Origin of the sequence: Amycolatopsis solani, assembly GCF_033441515.1 — a bacterium.
Classification (GTDB): Bacteria; Actinomycetota; Actinomycetes; order Mycobacteriales; family Pseudonocardiaceae; genus Amycolatopsis; species Amycolatopsis solani.
In genome coordinates this window covers 2,564,728-2,578,381 of the sequence record NZ_JAWQJT010000002.1, presented here as the reverse complement: position 1 = coordinate 2,578,381, position 13,654 = coordinate 2,564,728, and the positions used below count along the sequence as shown (strand labels likewise).

Below are 13,654 nucleotides of genomic sequence, written 5' to 3'. Positions count from 1 at the left end.
CGCCTTTCTATTCCGCGAATTTCGTCCGGTCGCACCAGACGAAGACGGCGCCGTCTTCCGGTACTCCAGGGGAACTGTCTTGGGGAACGAAGTGCTCGTACCCGGCCCGGAACGGGATCTTCAGCCGGTCCGGCGAGAAATCGGCGAGGCGGACGAGCACCGTCGCGGGCATTCCGTCGGGTGCTCCGTGCAGGGTCACTTTCACGGTCGGCTCGGCAGAGCCCATGGCCTGGTTCACCTCTCCGTCATCCGACGCGCCGCTGGTAGGCGCGGATCGCCAAGGGGAAGAACACGAGCAGCACGCCGGCCGACCAGGCCAGCGCACCGGTGAGCGGTCCCGCGACGGGGCCGCCGTTCAGCAGGCCGCGCACGGCGTCGGCGAGCAGGCTCACCGGGTTGACGCCCGACCACGCGCGCAGCCAGCCGGGCATGCTCGCCGCGGGCACGAACACGCTGCTGGCGAACACCATCGGCATGAACAGCGCGACGGCGCTGCCCTGCACGGCGTCCCGATCACGCAGCACCATGCCGAGGAACACGGTGACCCAGCAGAAGCAAAGCCCAGCGGTGACGAGGATCGCCGTCGCGGCCAGCACTTCGAGCGGCCCGGTCCGGACGCGGTAGCCCAGGGCCGTGCCCGCCGCCAGCAGGACGGCGACCGCGACGAAGTACCGGACCGCACCGGCGAGCACGACCCCGGTCAGCGGCGCCGACCGGGCGATCGGCATGCTGCGGAACCGGTCGAACACCCCGGTGCCGCAGTCGCTGTTCAAGCCGACCCCGGCCGAGAGGGTGGCCATCAGCACGCTCGGCACCATCAGCCCCGGCACGAGGTCCGGCAGGTAGGCGTCCGTGCTGCCGGCGATGGCCCCGCCGAACAGGTACCCGAACATGACGAGGAACAGCAGCGGCTGCACGGTCACGTCGACGAGGTGCTCGGGGTTGCGCCGGATCTTGCGCACCCCCCGCCCGGCGAGGATCAGCCCGTGCCGGACGGCTTCGGCGGGAGCGACCCGGCCGCTCATCGCGCACCTCCTTCGTGAGCCGTGGGGAGCGCCGGCTTTCCGGTCAACGCCAGGAAAACCTCGTCCAAGCTCGGCAGCCGCAACGCCAGCTCGGCCACGGCCAGTCCGTGCCGCACGGCTTCCGCGGGAGCTACCCGGCCGCTCACACCGCACCTCCTTCCCGCACCGCGGGCGCCTCCGGCCGCGCGGACTTTCCCGTCAAGGGCCGCCCCGCGGGAGCTACCCGGCCGCTCATCGCGCACCTCCTTCGTGGGCCGTGGGGAGCGCCGGCTTTCCCGTCAACGCCAGGAAAACCTCGTCCAGGCTCGGCAGCCGCAACGCCAGTTCGGCCACAGCAAGCCCGGCCCGGTCCAGCTCACGGACCAAAGTGGACAGCACCATCGGGTCGGCGGCCGGGGCGGTGAGCAGGCCGGTGCCCGCGTCGCGGGTCGGCGTGACGCCGGTCAGCTTGGCCAGGACGCGGGCGGTCGCGTCGAGGTCCTCGGCGATCGCGGGCCGGACCTGCACCGTGCGGTCGCCGATCCGGCGCTTGAGCTCGGCGGGGCTGTCGTCGGCGACCACCCGGCCCGCGTCGAACACCGTGACGCGGTCGGCGAGGCGGTCCGCCTCCTCCAGGTACTGCGTGGTGAGCAGCACCGTGACGCCTTCGGCCACCAGCTCCCGCACCACCTGCCACAGCTCGCGCCGGACGTGCGGGTCGAGCCCGGTCGTCGGCTCGTCGAGGCAGAGGACCCGGGGCCGGCCGACCAAGCTGGCGGCCAGGTCGAGCCGGCGGCGCATGCCGCCGGAGTACGTCGCCGCGGGCCGGGTGGCGGCGGTGCCGAGCTCGAAGCGCTCGAGCAGCTCCGCCGCCCGGTCCCGCGCCACCGGGCGGGACAGCCCCAGCAGGCGGCCGAACAGCACCAGGTTTTCCGTGCCCGTCAGGTCCCCGTCGACCGACGCGTACTGGCCGGTGAGCCCGAGCAGCGCGCGCACCCGCGCCGGTTCGCGCGTCACGTCGAGCCCGCCGACCTGGACCAGGCCGTCGTCCGGCCGCACCAGCGTGGCCAGTATCCGGACCACGGTCGTCTTCCCGGCACCGTTCGGGCCGAGCACGCCGACCACGGTGCCCGCGGCGGCGGTGAATCCGACCCGGTCGAGCGCCGTGGTCCGCCCGAACCGCTTGACCAGGTTTTCCACCCGGATCATCGGCGGCACTTTCCCTCCTTCGCACGTTTTGTTTTCCGGCTGGAATCCATGATTCACCGGACGACGTGCCTGCCGATATCCGAAAAACGAAAGAAAGGCGCGGAATTCAGCGCCGGAGCGTTTCCGACGGCCGTTCACCGAATCGCTGCTGATAGCGCGCGGCGAAGTGCCCGGCGTGCAGGAAACCCCATTCCGCGGCCACCTCGGTCACCGTGACGGCGTCGGACTGGGCCGCGCGCAGCTGGTCGCGCACCCCGCGGAGGCGGGTCTCGCGCAGGTACTCCATCGGGCCCATCTTGAAGTGCTTGCGGAAACCCAGCTGCAGCGACCGCTCGGTGACGTCGGCCTCCCGCGCCAGGCTCGCCGTCGTGTGCTGCCACTTCGGGTGGTTGGCGATCCACTCCAGCGCGATGCTGACCGCGCGGGTGGGGGCGGCCGGGACCTCGCCGTCGAGCATCCGGGTGTAGTTGCTGGGCTGCCCCATCAGCAACGCGGTGACCAGCGTGCGCTCGAACGTCTCGGCCACCGCGCGCCGCTCGATCAGCGACCCGGGCCGCTCGAGCTCGGCCACCAGCATCCGCAGGCCGCGCAGCCAGCTGCTGCCGTTGCCGGAGCCGACGGTCATCGCGGGGGCGAACCGCAGCGGCCGCCGCAGCGGCGCGCCGAGCAGGTCGCTCAACCGGGCCTCCAGCCCGGTCCGCTCCAGCCGCACGACCAGCTGCGTGCAGTCACCCGGCCAGCGCAGCGCCACCGGGTCACCCGGCGAGAGCACCCCGGCGGTCGCGGTGCTCAGCCGCACCCGGTCGTTCCCGCAGCACGCCTCGGCTTCGCCGGCCAGCGGAACCAGCACGGTGAAGAACGATTCGGCGGGTCCGGAAGCGACACGCACGGTTCCGCCGTAACTCAGCGCGCTCACCGACAGATCGCACAATCGCGCGTAGTGCATTCGCGCGTCCAGCCGCGAATCGCCACCGAGCACCCGCAGGGTGTGCGGCGTCCACACCCGGCTCACCTCGGCACGCACATGATTCGGGTCACGAGAACGGAAGAGCTCGTAACGCGCGAGCGGCATTCCCGACGCGGAGCCCTCTTCCCTGGGCAAAACCGACCTCCGTCCACTGTTCAGCGAATTCGTCCGAACCGGAAGCGGCGTCATCGCGCACTCCGGGGGCACCACAGCAGGGGCATTACAGCCGGGGCCGCGAATGCGGGACCGCACCGGCCACGGACATCGTATTGCGGTCGCGTCGGCGCCCGCATCGGTCGAAAGAACGAACATCGACGATTTCACACGATGCCGAGGTCCCGCGCGAAGGCGGCCAGCTGGGTACGGCTGCGCAGGTCGAGGCGGGCCAGCATGCGGGACACGTGGGTCTTGACCGTCGACTGGCTCAGCCCCAGCTCCGCCGCCACCTCCAGGTTCGAGCAGCCTTGCGCCACGAGCCGGAGCACGCTCAGTTCCCGTTCGGTCAACGGAACCTGCGGCGGCTCCCGCGGCCGCAGCGGCGCCCGCGCGCGGAGTTCGTCGAGCAGGTCGCCGGCCGCGGGCGGGGCCAGCCAGGCCTCGCCCGCCGCGACCGCGCGGACCACGGCCGCCCACGGGCCGGTGCCAGCGCCGTCGACGACGTAGCCGCGCACGCCGGCCCGCGCGGCGGGCAGCGCGTCCGCCGGGTGGTAGGTGTCGGCCACGAGCACGACGGCGGGCGAGCGGGCGGCGCGCACGATGTCCCCGATGGCCGTGACGCCCTCCTCGCCGAGCACGGCCCGGTCGAGCACCACCACCGACGGCGCGAACTCCGCGAGCTCGGTCACGACACCGCTCCAGCTCGCGGCGCCGCGGTACCGCACCTCGATGTCGGCCTCCGCGGCGAGCAGCCGCCCGATCCGGCGGGACCGGTGTGCGCAGGACAGGATCAGCAGGACGCGGATCACGACCTCGGCGTCCCACCCCCGCCGGGAGAACACGTTGAGGGGCAATGGTTCGGACCTATGGTCCCGATCAAGCCGCGTCACCTCCGGAGCCGGTTCGCCGTTGCTGGCGGAAAGTAGCGCAGCGACGACGGAGCGCACCAGCGGCACACCGTGGATCTTCGTCCCATTCCCGCACACCACCGGTTCGCCGGATCCGCCACTGCGCCGTCCGGCCGCCCTGGACCCGGCAGAAGGGCGCAGCGCCCGGGAAGGGGCTCACGCGACCTGCGGCTCGGCCTCCACCTGCCGCGACCGGTCGCGCTCGGCCCAGCGCACCACCGCGGGGACGGCCAACCCGGTGGCGGCGAAGATGCCGCCGATCACGAACCAGCCCGGGGTGCCCCACGTGATGCACAACGCGATCAGCACCGCCGGCCCCAGCGTCACGCCGAGTCCCAAGCCCATCCCGAACAAGCCCTGGTACTGGCCGACCGCGTGCGGGGGCGCCAGGGTGAAGGACAGCTCGAAGCCGCCCGCGGCCTGCCAGAGCTCGCCGACCGTGTGCACGACCACCGCGGCCAGCAGGAAGACGAGCGCCAGCCACGTCGGGGCGCCCGCCATCGCCGCGATCGCCACGCACGCCGCGAAGAACGCGAAGCCGGCCCGCCGGAACGCCACCGCGCCCGCGCGGGTCGTGTCGATCCGGCGGCTGGCCCGGACCTGGAAGAACACCACGATCACGGTGTTGACCACCAGCACGCCGGATACCGTCCAGTTCGGCGCCGTCGTCCGGGCGACCAGCCACAGCGGGACCGCCGCCGTGAGCACCCGGTACTGGATCGCCATCACGCCGTCCAGCAGCGTCAGCACCAGGTACGGCCGGTCCCGCAACGCGACCCACCTCGGGCCGGCACCCGCCGGTTTGGGCGGGACCGCCGGGAGGAACAGCACGATCGCCGTGCTCGCCGCGTAAGACAGCGCGCTGCCGCCGATCAGCAGCAGGTACGCGTTGCGCGTGTCGGCCGCGACGCCCCAGCCGGCCAGCAACGCCCCCACCGCGATGCCGAGGTTGGTCACCGAGCGCAGGTAGCCGCGGAACTCGGCGGGCCGGTCGCCGCCGTACTCCTGCACGAGCGGGCTGCGAGCCGCCGGCCCCGCGGTCTGGGCCGCGGCGCCGAGGCTTGCGAAGGCCACGAACGTCCAGAAGTCCTGGGCCAGGCACAGTCCCGTCATGGAGATCGCGCCGAGCACGAGCGTGAGCGCGTAGACGGTACGGGCGCCGTGGCGGTCGGCGAGGTGGCCGAACGGGATCCCGGCTGCGAGCGACACCGCGCCCGCGATGGTCAGCCCGGCGCCGACCTGGCCGGCCGGCAGCTGGACGACGCGGGTGAAGTACAGGACACCCGCGGTCAGGTAGACGCCGTAGCCGGTCATCGTGACCAGGGTCGCCACGGCCAGGAGCCGGGGTGGTCCGCCGCGGGGCAGGAGCGCGGGCATGGCAGGCCTTCCTCAGTGGTGGGACAGGGTGACGGCGCGGTCCTCGACGCCGGCTTCGGGCCGCGGCGGGGCGGCGGTCCACCGGCACAGGCCGACGCCGAGGTTCATGCCGCCGCCGAACCCCGCGAGCAGCACGACGTCGCCGACGTTCAGCGCGCCGGCGTGGTGGGCGGTGTCGAGCGTGATCGGCACGGACGCCGCGCCGGTGTTGGCGAAGCGGTCGACGGTCAGGTGCAGGGCGGCATTGGGCAGGTCGAGCGTCTCCCCCAGTTCACGCAGCATGACGCCGTTCGCCTGGTGCGGCACGAAGTGGTCGACGGCGGTGGCGGGCAGGCCGCTTTCCCGCAACGCCCCGGCGATCGCGTCGGGCACGTGCCCGGTGACGAACTCGCGCACGCCACGGCCGTCCATGCGGAAGAAGTGCTCGCCGTCCAGAACCGAACGCACCGACGCCGGGATGCGGCTGCCGCCGGCGCGCACGCCGATCAGGCGGTGGGCGTCGCCGTGTCCGCGCAGCCGCGTGCCGATGACGCCCCCTCCCGCCGGAACGGGGCCGAGCACGACCGCCCCCGCCCCGTCACCGAACAGGATCGCGGTCTTGCGGTCACGCACGTCCAGGATGCGGGAGTAGATGTCGGCGCCGATCACCAGCGCGTGCCCGCCGTCGCGCACCAGCCCCTGGGCCATCGCCAGCGCGTAGACGAACCCGCTGCACACCGCGTTGACGTCGACCGCCGAAGCCGAGCGGGCGCCGATCAGGTGCTGCACCAGGCTGGCCGTCGCCGGCTGCGGGTGGTCCGGGGTGGAGGTCGCGACGACGATGTGGTCGACGTGGTCCGGGCTCAAGCCCGCCGCGAGCAGGGCCCGGTCGGCCGCGATCGCCGCGAGGTTGGACGTCGCTTGCCCGGGTGCGGCGTGCCGGCGCTCGCGGATGCCGGTCTTGCGTTCGATCCACGCCGCGTCGACGCCCGCCGCCGGCGCGATCTCGGCGTTGGGGACCACGCGGTCGGGCAGATAAGAGCCGGTACTGAGAATGCCGATGTCGGTCATGTCGTCCTCGGTCAGCGCAGGGCCCACAGGCCCGGCAGGCGGTCGGGTTCGGACTCGGGCACGAACTTCACCGAGTCCACGAGGTCGGCGGCCAGCGCGCTGGCCGCTTCGGGCGTCTCGGCGCCGACGACGATCAGGCCGACGCGGTCGCCGGAGCGGTGCAAGGGCCTGATTTCGTCCCCGGGTCCGACGCCCAGTTCCGCGTGCAGGACGGCGGGGTGGGCGAGCACCTCGTCCCAGCCTTCGACGGCGGCCAGCCGCCCGGGCGGCGGTGTCAGGTACCGGACGGCGGCGCCGCGGCTCGGCGTCAGCGGGACGCCGGTGACCGGACGGCCGAGCATGTCGTCGAACACCAGCCCGTACAGCTCGAGGCCGGGGATGGCGTGGGCGAGCATGCGGTGGATCCAGTCGCCGCCGAAGCGGCCGTGCACCTCGCCGAGCACGACGCCGTCCGCGGTGAGCCACAGCTCGACGTGGAAGCCGCCGACGCGCAGCCCGAGCGTCTTCAGCGCGCTCGACACCTGGTCTTCGATCTCCCGGCGCCGGGCGTCCGGCAGCGGCGCGGGCAGCACGTGCCCGGTCTCGACGAAGAACGGCGGCGGCACCTTCTCCTTGGCCGTCACGGCGAGGATCTTCGGCTCACCCCCGAGGAAGACGCCTTCGACGCTGAACTCCGGCCCCTCGACGAACTGCTCGACGAGGAACGGCTTCGTGTCCGGCAGCAGGGCGATCGCCGCGGCCAGCCGCGCGGGCTCGGTCACCAGGCTCACGCCGGTGCTGCCCATGGCGTCCCGCGGTTTGACGATCCACGGCCCCGCGTACTCGCGCAGGAACGCCGCCGCCGCGGCTTCGTCGGCACACAACCGCACGACCGGCTGCGGGAACCCGGCGGCGGCCAGCGCTTCCCGGCAGGCGTCCTTGGTCCGGACGCGGTGGACGGCCTCCGGCGGGTTGCCCGGGGCGCCGACCGCTTCGGCCGTCTCGGCGACGGCGACCTGGGCCAGCTCCTGGAGCGCGTAAACGGCGTCGAAGTGCTCGTCCCGCGCCTTCGCCCAGGCCGCGGACTCGCCGGGCTTCAGGATGTCCACAGTGGACGTCTCCGAGGCCTTCCCGACGACGTCTTCGGTGGCGGCGAGGACCTCGGCGGTGTTGGTGACGTGCACGCGCAGGCCGCGCGCCGCGGCCTGGGCCAGTGCCTCGGCCGCCATGTCGAGGCTGAAGCTGAGCGGCCGGGCGCCCCCGACGAACAGCAGGGTTTCGGGCATGGGTTTCTCCTTCAGGGTTTCAAGGTGACCAGGACCTGTCCGGCGGTGACGTTCGCGTTGAGGGCGCAGGAAAGCCGCTCGACGGTCCCGGCGAACGGCGCGACGATGCGGTTCTCCATCTTCATCGCCTCGACGACCACCAGCAGCTCCCCCGGTTCGACCCGGGCCCCGGGTTCGCAGGCGACGCCGACGACGACCCCCGGCATCGGCGTGCGCACCGCGCCGTCGGAGGCGTCGCCGCCGCCTTCGTCGAAGGTGCGGCGCGCCAGGGCGACCCGGTGGCCGCCGAGGACGATCTCGTAGCCGCCCGCGGTGGGCAACCCCGTCCAGGGAGTGGTCCCGATCCGGCCGCGGACCAGCCCGTCCGGCCCGCGCTCGGCGGTTACGGCGTACCGGCGGCCGCCGGTTTCGACGTGCAGTCCGGCCCGGTCGCGGGCCAGCAGCCGGGCTTCGCGGTCGCGGCCGTCGTGGCGCAGCACGATCCGGCCGAGTGGCGCCTCCGGATCGAGCGCGGCGCGGTCGAACGCGCCGAGCGTGCCGGTCCACGGCGACGCACCCGTCTCCCGGAGAGGCACGGCCATGGCCGCCGCGCACGCGAGCGCTTGGGCGTCCCGGCTGTGCGGCACCGGGCGAGCGGTCAACGCGTCGACGAGGTGGGTGTCGACCCGGCCTTCGGCGACCCGCGGCTCGGCCAGCAGTTCGGCGAGGAAGCCGAGGTTGGTGGTCAGCCCGACGAGCGTGGTGTCCTCGATCGCCGCGCGGAGGCGAGCGAGCGCGGTGTCGCGGTCCGGACCGGCGGCGACCAGCTTCGCGACCATCGGGTCGTAGAAGCCCGGCACCGCGCCGGACTCGTCGAACGCGGCCTCGACGCGGACGCCCGCCGGCCAGCGGACGACCTCGGCGTGTCCCGGCGCGGGCCGGAACCCGTGCTCGGGGTCTTCGGCGTAGACCCGGCACTCGATCGCGTGGCCGGTGGCCCGGATTTGCCACTGCGGCAGCGGGAGCGGCTCGCCGTCGGCGGCGAGCAGTTGCCATTCGACCAGGTCGAGTCCGGTGATCTCCTCGGTGACCGGGTGCTCGACCTGCAGCCGGGTGTTGACCTCGAGGAAGAAGAACCGGCCGTCGCCGTCGAGGATGAACTCGAACGTGCCCGCCCCGACGTAGCCGAGCGCGGTGGCGCCGCGGACCGCCGCGTTCAGCAGAGCGTGGCGCGTCGTCGCCGGGAGGTGCGGGGCCGGGGCCTCCTCGACGATCTTCTGGTGCCGCCGCTGCAGCGAGCATTCGCGCTCGAAGAGGTGGACGACGTTCCCGTGGTGGTCGCCGAAGACCTGGACCTCGATGTGCCGCGGCGCGGCGACGTAGCGTTCGGCCAGCAGCCGTCCGTCGCCGAACCCGGCGCGGCCCAGCCGCACCGCCTCCTCGACCGCCTCGGGCAGCTCCGCTTCGGTGTGCACCACGCGCATCCCCTTGCCGCCGCCCCCGGCGACCGGCTTCAGGATCACCGGGTAACCGATCCGGCGGGCGTCGGCGAGCAGGACGTCCGCCGATTCCGTCGCGTGCTCGGATCCCGGCAGCACCGGGACGCCGGCCGCGGCCATCAGCTCCCGGGCGCGGGCCTTGTCCCCCATCGCCGCGATGGTCGCCGCATCCGGTCCGATGTAGACCAGACCGGCTTCGGTGACGCGCGCGGCGAATTCCGGGTTCTCCGAGAGGAATCCGTACCCCGGGTGCACGGCGTCGCAGTCCGTGCGCAGGGCGGCCTCCACGACGGCGTCGATGTCGAGGTAGCTCTCCCGCGCCGCCGAGGGTCCGATGTGGACGGACTCCACGGCGCCGTCCAGGTGGGCCGCTCCGGCATCGGCGTCCGAATGCACGGCCACGTGGTCGACGCCCAGCCGGCGGCAGGTGCGGGCGATCCGGCGGGCGATCTCCCCGCGGTTGGCGATCAGCACACGTTTCGGCATCGTCCCCTCACATCCTGAAGACCCCGAAGCGGGTCTCCCGCTTCGGCGCGTCGGCGGCCATGGCCAGGCACAACGTCAGCCAGTCCCGCGTCTCGACCGGGTCCACGACGGCGTCGACCCACAGCCGGGCCGCGTAGTACAGCGGCTGCGCCTGCCGCTCGTAGGAGGCGAGGATCGGCTCGCGGATCGCCGCCTCTTCCTCGGGTGTCAGCTCGCGGCCCTCCTTGGCGAGCTGGTCGGCGCGGATCTGCGTCATCACCTTCGCCGTCTGCTCGGCACCGACCACAGTGGACCGTGCGCTCGGCCACATCGCCATCAGCTGCGAGCCCATCGACCGCCCGCACATGGCGAAGTTGCCCGCGCCGTAGCTGCCGCCTACGACCAGGCTGAACTTCGGCACCTTCGCACACGAAACGGCGTTGACGAGCTTGGCGCCGTGCTTGGTGATGCCGCCTGCTTCGTATTCGGCGCCGACCATGAACCCGTTGATGTTGTGCAGGAACAGCAGTGGGATATCGCGTTGCGCGCAGACCTCGATGAAGTTGGCGGCCTTCTGGGCGCTCTCGGAGAACAGCACGCCGTCGTTGATCAGCACGCCGACCGGGTAACCGCCGACGTGCCCGGTCCCGCAGACGATCGTCGGGCCGAACCGCGCGCGGTACTCGGTGAACTCGCTGTCGTCGAGCAGCCGCGCGAGGATCTCCCGCGCCGGGATGTGCTCCTTCAGCCCGGCGCTGACGACCCCGGCCAGCTCGGCCGGGTCGTACTTCGGCGGGCGCGGCGGCCGGGACGGTGCGGCCAGCAGCGGCCGCGGGCTGCGCGCGGCGAGGTCGCGCAGGATCTCGAGGGCGTGGTCGTCGGTCTCGGCGAGGTGGTCGGCGACGCCGGTGACGCGGGTGTGCAGGTCCGCGCCGCCGAGCGTCTCCGCGTCGACGATCTCGCCGGTCGCGGCGCGCACCAGCTGCGGGCCGCCGAGGAACACCGTGCCGGTGCCGCGGACCATCACCGTCTCGTCGCACATCGCCGGGATGTACGCACCGCCCGCGGTGCACGACCCCATCACCGCCGCCAGCTGCGGCAGCCCTTCGGCGGACATTTCGGCGATGTTCCGGAAGATCCGGCCGAGGTGGTCTTCGTCGGGGAACAGGTCCTCCTGCAGGGGCAGGAAAACACCGCCGGAGTCGACGAGGTAGATGCAGCCGAGACCGTTTTCCCGGGCGATCTTCTGGCCGCGCAGGTGCTTGCGGACGCCGAGCGGGAAGTAGGTGCCGCCCTTCACGGTGGCGTCGTTGGCGAAGACCATGAACGGCCGTCCGGCGACGATCCCGACGCCCACGACGAGTGCGGCCGAGGGCACCGGCTCGTCGTAGACGTCGTGGGCGGCGAGCCGGCCGACTTCGAGCAGCGGGGTGCCGGGGTCCAGCAGCCGCGCGATCCGCTGCCGGGCGGTCAGCTTGCCGCGGTCCGCGTGCTTGCGGTGCGCTTTCCCGGTGCCGCCGGCGACCGCGGCGGCGGTGGCCGCGGCGATGACGTCGCGGTTGGCTTCGAAGTCTTCGATGTTGCGGCGGAACGTGTCCGAGCCGACGTCGATGGTCGAGAGCAGAGCGGTCATGCCTCGGCGCCCAGGGACGTCAGCAACCCCGCGAACTGCTCGATCTCGGCGGTGGTCATGCTGGCGCGCAGCATGATCCGCAGGCCCGCCTTGCCGCGGCCGATGATCGGGAAGAAGATCGGCGACACGTAGAACCCGGCGCGGAACAGGTCCTGCGCGAGCCGGACGGTCGCGTCCTCCGACCCCACACGAACGAACCGGATCGGCAGGCCGTCGCCGCGTTCGCCGGTTTCCACCAGGCGGTCGAAGAGCGCGATGTTGTCCTGCAGCCGCTGCTGCAGCGCGGTCAGCTCGTCGGTGCGGTGCAGTTCCGCGGACGCGAGCAGGCCGCCGAGGCCGGCGGTGTTGATGCGCTGCGACCACATCAGCGGGCCGCCGTTGCGCTGCGCGGTGTCCAGCCGCCACTGGGACCCGCGCTTGCCGAGGAAGATCGCGCCGCCGGACGCGCCGAAACCCTTGTTCAGCGAGGTGATGATGATCGTGCGGTCGTTGATCTGGCCCAGTTCCTCCAGCACGACACCGCGGCCGCGGTGGCCGACGGTCGAGATGCCATGGGCCTCGTCGAAGACCAGGAACAGGCCGTACTTCTCCTGCAGGGCCAGGAGTTCCTTCACCGGGGCCTGGCCGCCGGTGCTGTAGACGCCGTCGGCGACGTAGGCGACCCGCTTGTGCTGCTTGCACAACGCCTCCAGGGCCTCGACGTCGTTGTGCGGCACCACGGCGACTTCGGTTTCGTCGGCGACGCTCGGCTTCATGGCGTTGAGGCAGAAGTGCGCGTTCTTGTCGAACACCATCAGCGGCGGCTCGCCTTCGGTGAAGATGCCGGAGGCGACCAGCGGCAGCGCGGCCCACGCGGCGGCGGCGCAGGAGTTGAGCGTCACGGCCTCGACGTCGAACAGTTCGGACAGGGCGGCTTCGGCGTCCTTCAGGACACCGAAGCGGACACGCATCCGGGACGTCGACGTGTTGAGCGCGCCTTCGGCGAGCACGGCGTCGGCCGCGGCCCGCACCAGCTTCGGGTGGGTGTCGAGGCCGAGGTACGAATACGAGGACATGTTGACGAACTCGTGGCCGTCGGCGAGGGCGCGGTGGCGGCCGTCGCCGAGCCCGGCGACGACGACGTCGAACAGGCCGGCCTTGTCGGTGACGTCCCAGAAGTCGTCGCTGATCCGGGCGGACTTCTTGATGTTCAGGAACGAGTGCACGGAGTTTCTCCTCGAGCTCAGTAGGTGTGGAAGCCGCGGCCGGTCTTGCGGCCGAGGTGGCCGGCTTCGACGAGCCGGGAAAGCGACGGCGGGGCGGCGTAGAGGGGCTGCTTGAACTCCTCGTGCAATGCGGCCGCGATGGCGGCGACGACGTCGAGGCCGATCAGGTCGGCGAGCTTGAGCGGGCCCATCGGGTGGGCGCAGCCCAGCTCCATCGCGAGGTCGACGTCCGCGGCCGGGCAGTAGCCGGTGTCGACCATGCGGATCGCCGCGAGCAGGTACGGGATCAGCAGGGCGTTGACGACGAAGCCGCTCTGGTCGGCGACGCTGACCGGCTGCCGGTCGAGGGTGTGCTCCGCGAAGGCCGTCACCCGCTCGGTCACCTCGGTGGCCGTCGCGAGTGCCGGGACGATCTCGACGAGCCGCAGCGCGGTGACGGGGTTGAAGAAGTGCAGGCCCAGCACCCGGTCCGGGCGCGTGGTCGCCGCGGCGAGCCGGGTGATCGCGATCGCCGAGGTGGTGCTGGCCAGCACGGTGTCGTCGCCGGCGATCTTGTCCAGGGTGGCGAAGAGCCCGAGCTTGAGCTGCTCGTCCTCGGGGATCGCCTCGATGACGAGCTGGCGGTCGCCGAGGTCGGCGAGGTCCGTGCCGACGCTGATCCGGGCCAGCGCGGCATCGCGCTCGGCCGGCGTCAGCTTCCCCTTGCCGACGCGGCGGTCGAGGGACGCCGAGATCTTCCGCGGCGCCGTCGTCAGCGACGACTCCCGTGACACCGCCAGCCGGACGTCCAGCCCCCGGGTCGCGCAGAGCTCGGCGATCCCCGCGCCCATCGTGCCCGAGCCGACCACGCCGACCCGGGTGATTCCGTTCGCACCCACTTTTTCCCCGCATTCTTTCGCGTGAATGACCGTTTCTTTTCCGGATGTGAATGTCCGAT

12 protein-coding genes and 1 pseudogene are annotated in these 13,654 nt (G+C 72.5%); all 13 read right to left on the bottom strand.

Translation table 11 applies throughout. The features are described from left to right. Positions 1 to 7: 7 nt before the first annotated feature. The 13 genes and pseudogenes from SD460_RS32380 to SD460_RS32320 all read right to left on the bottom strand — a co-directional run bounded on the left by SD460_RS32380 (position 8) and on the right by SD460_RS32320 (position 13,595). On the bottom strand, positions 8 to 238 hold the full coding sequence (locus tag SD460_RS32380; protein ID WP_290060324.1) for a DUF5988 family protein: 231 nt from the start codon (positions 236 to 238) through the stop codon (positions 8 to 10). Between the two features lie 7 nt (positions 239 to 245). Further along, positions 246 to 1,025, bottom strand: a complete 780-nt coding sequence (locus tag SD460_RS32375) for an ABC transporter permease (RefSeq protein WP_290060326.1) — start codon at positions 1,023 to 1,025, stop codon at positions 246 to 248. Then, positions 1,022 to 1,132, bottom strand: a pseudogene (locus SD460_RS32370) (daunorubicin/doxorubicin resistance ABC transporter ATP-binding protein DrrA); the annotation flags it as partial. The pseudogene SD460_RS32370 and the gene SD460_RS32375, both read right to left, overlap by 4 nt. A 124-nt stretch (positions 1,133 to 1,256) precedes the next feature. Beyond that, positions 1,257 to 2,213: an ATP-binding cassette domain-containing protein gene (locus tag SD460_RS32365; protein WP_438860849.1), complete on the bottom strand. Its 957-nt coding sequence runs from the start codon at positions 2,211 to 2,213 to the stop codon at positions 1,257 to 1,259. A gap of 106 nt (positions 2,214 to 2,319) precedes the next feature. After that, positions 2,320 to 3,285 (bottom strand): AraC family transcriptional regulator, encoded by a 966-nt coding sequence (locus tag SD460_RS32360; RefSeq protein ID WP_318307226.1) that lies wholly within the window; start codon positions 3,283 to 3,285, stop codon positions 2,320 to 2,322. Between the two features lie 215 nt (positions 3,286 to 3,500). After that, complete coding sequence (locus SD460_RS32355) at positions 3,501 to 4,190, bottom strand: response regulator transcription factor (protein WP_318307172.1); 690 nt, start codon at positions 4,188 to 4,190, stop codon at positions 3,501 to 3,503. A 210-nt stretch (positions 4,191 to 4,400) separates the two neighbouring features. After that, positions 4,401 to 5,621: an MFS transporter gene (locus tag SD460_RS32350; RefSeq protein ID WP_290062828.1), complete on the bottom strand. Its 1,221-nt coding sequence runs from the start codon at positions 5,619 to 5,621 to the stop codon at positions 4,401 to 4,403. Between the two features lie 12 nt (positions 5,622 to 5,633). Further along, entirely contained in the window at positions 5,634 to 6,671 is a 1,038-nt protein-coding gene (locus SD460_RS32345; RefSeq protein ID WP_290062827.1) for a 3-oxoacyl-ACP synthase III family protein, read from the bottom strand. A gap of 11 nt (positions 6,672 to 6,682) precedes the next feature. After that, positions 6,683 to 7,936, bottom strand: coding sequence for an ATP-grasp domain-containing protein (locus tag SD460_RS32340; protein ID WP_318307171.1), 1,254 nt, complete (start codon positions 7,934 to 7,936; stop codon positions 6,683 to 6,685). Positions 7,937 to 7,947: 11 nt separating this feature from the next. Further along, positions 7,948 to 9,900: an acetyl/propionyl/methylcrotonyl-CoA carboxylase subunit alpha gene (locus SD460_RS32335; protein WP_318307170.1), complete on the bottom strand. Its 1,953-nt coding sequence runs from the start codon at positions 9,898 to 9,900 to the stop codon at positions 7,948 to 7,950. 7 nt (positions 9,901 to 9,907) lie between these two features. Further along, a complete protein-coding gene (locus SD460_RS32330; RefSeq protein WP_290050942.1) occupies positions 9,908 to 11,512 on the bottom strand; it encodes a carboxyl transferase domain-containing protein in 1,605 nt (534 codons plus the stop codon). Continuing rightward, the gene (locus SD460_RS32325) at positions 11,509 to 12,717 is read right to left on the bottom strand and encodes an 8-amino-7-oxononanoate synthase family protein (protein ID WP_290050940.1); all 1,209 of its coding nucleotides are present in this window, start codon (positions 12,715 to 12,717) and stop codon (positions 11,509 to 11,511) included. The genes SD460_RS32330 and SD460_RS32325 overlap by 4 nt, the downstream gene beginning before the upstream one ends. 17 nt (positions 12,718 to 12,734) lie before the next feature. Then, positions 12,735 to 13,595, bottom strand: coding sequence for a 3-hydroxybutyryl-CoA dehydrogenase (locus tag SD460_RS32320; protein ID WP_290050938.1), 861 nt, complete (start codon positions 13,593 to 13,595; stop codon positions 12,735 to 12,737). Positions 13,596 to 13,654 lie beyond the last annotated feature (59 nt).

Excerpts from the sequence above, each read along its gene's own strand:
- SD460_RS32375 (WP_290060326.1), bottom strand. The coding sequence starts at position 1,025 with ATGAGCGGCCGGGTCGCTCCCGCCGAAGCCGTCCGGCACGGGCTGATC.
- SD460_RS32330 (WP_290050942.1), bottom strand. The coding sequence starts at position 11,512 with ATGACCGCTCTGCTCTCGACCATCGACGTCGGCTCGGACACGTTCCGC.
- SD460_RS32340 (WP_318307171.1), bottom strand. The coding sequence starts at position 7,936 with ATGCCCGAAACCCTGCTGTTCGTCGGGGGCGCCCGGCCGCTCAGCTTC.
- SD460_RS32360 (WP_318307226.1), bottom strand. The coding sequence starts at position 3,285 with ATGCCGCTCGCGCGTTACGAGCTCTTCCGTTCTCGTGACCCGAATCAT.
- SD460_RS32335 (WP_318307170.1), bottom strand. The coding sequence starts at position 9,900 with ATGCCGAAACGTGTGCTGATCGCCAACCGCGGGGAGATCGCCCGCCGG.
- SD460_RS32345 (WP_290062827.1), bottom strand. The coding sequence starts at position 6,671 with ATGACCGACATCGGCATTCTCAGTACCGGCTCTTATCTGCCCGACCGC.
- SD460_RS32350 (WP_290062828.1), bottom strand. The coding sequence starts at position 5,621 with ATGCCCGCGCTCCTGCCCCGCGGCGGACCACCCCGGCTCCTGGCCGTG.
- SD460_RS32365 (WP_438860849.1), bottom strand. The coding sequence starts at position 2,213 with ATGATCCGGGTGGAAAACCTGGTCAAGCGGTTCGGGCGGACCACGGCG.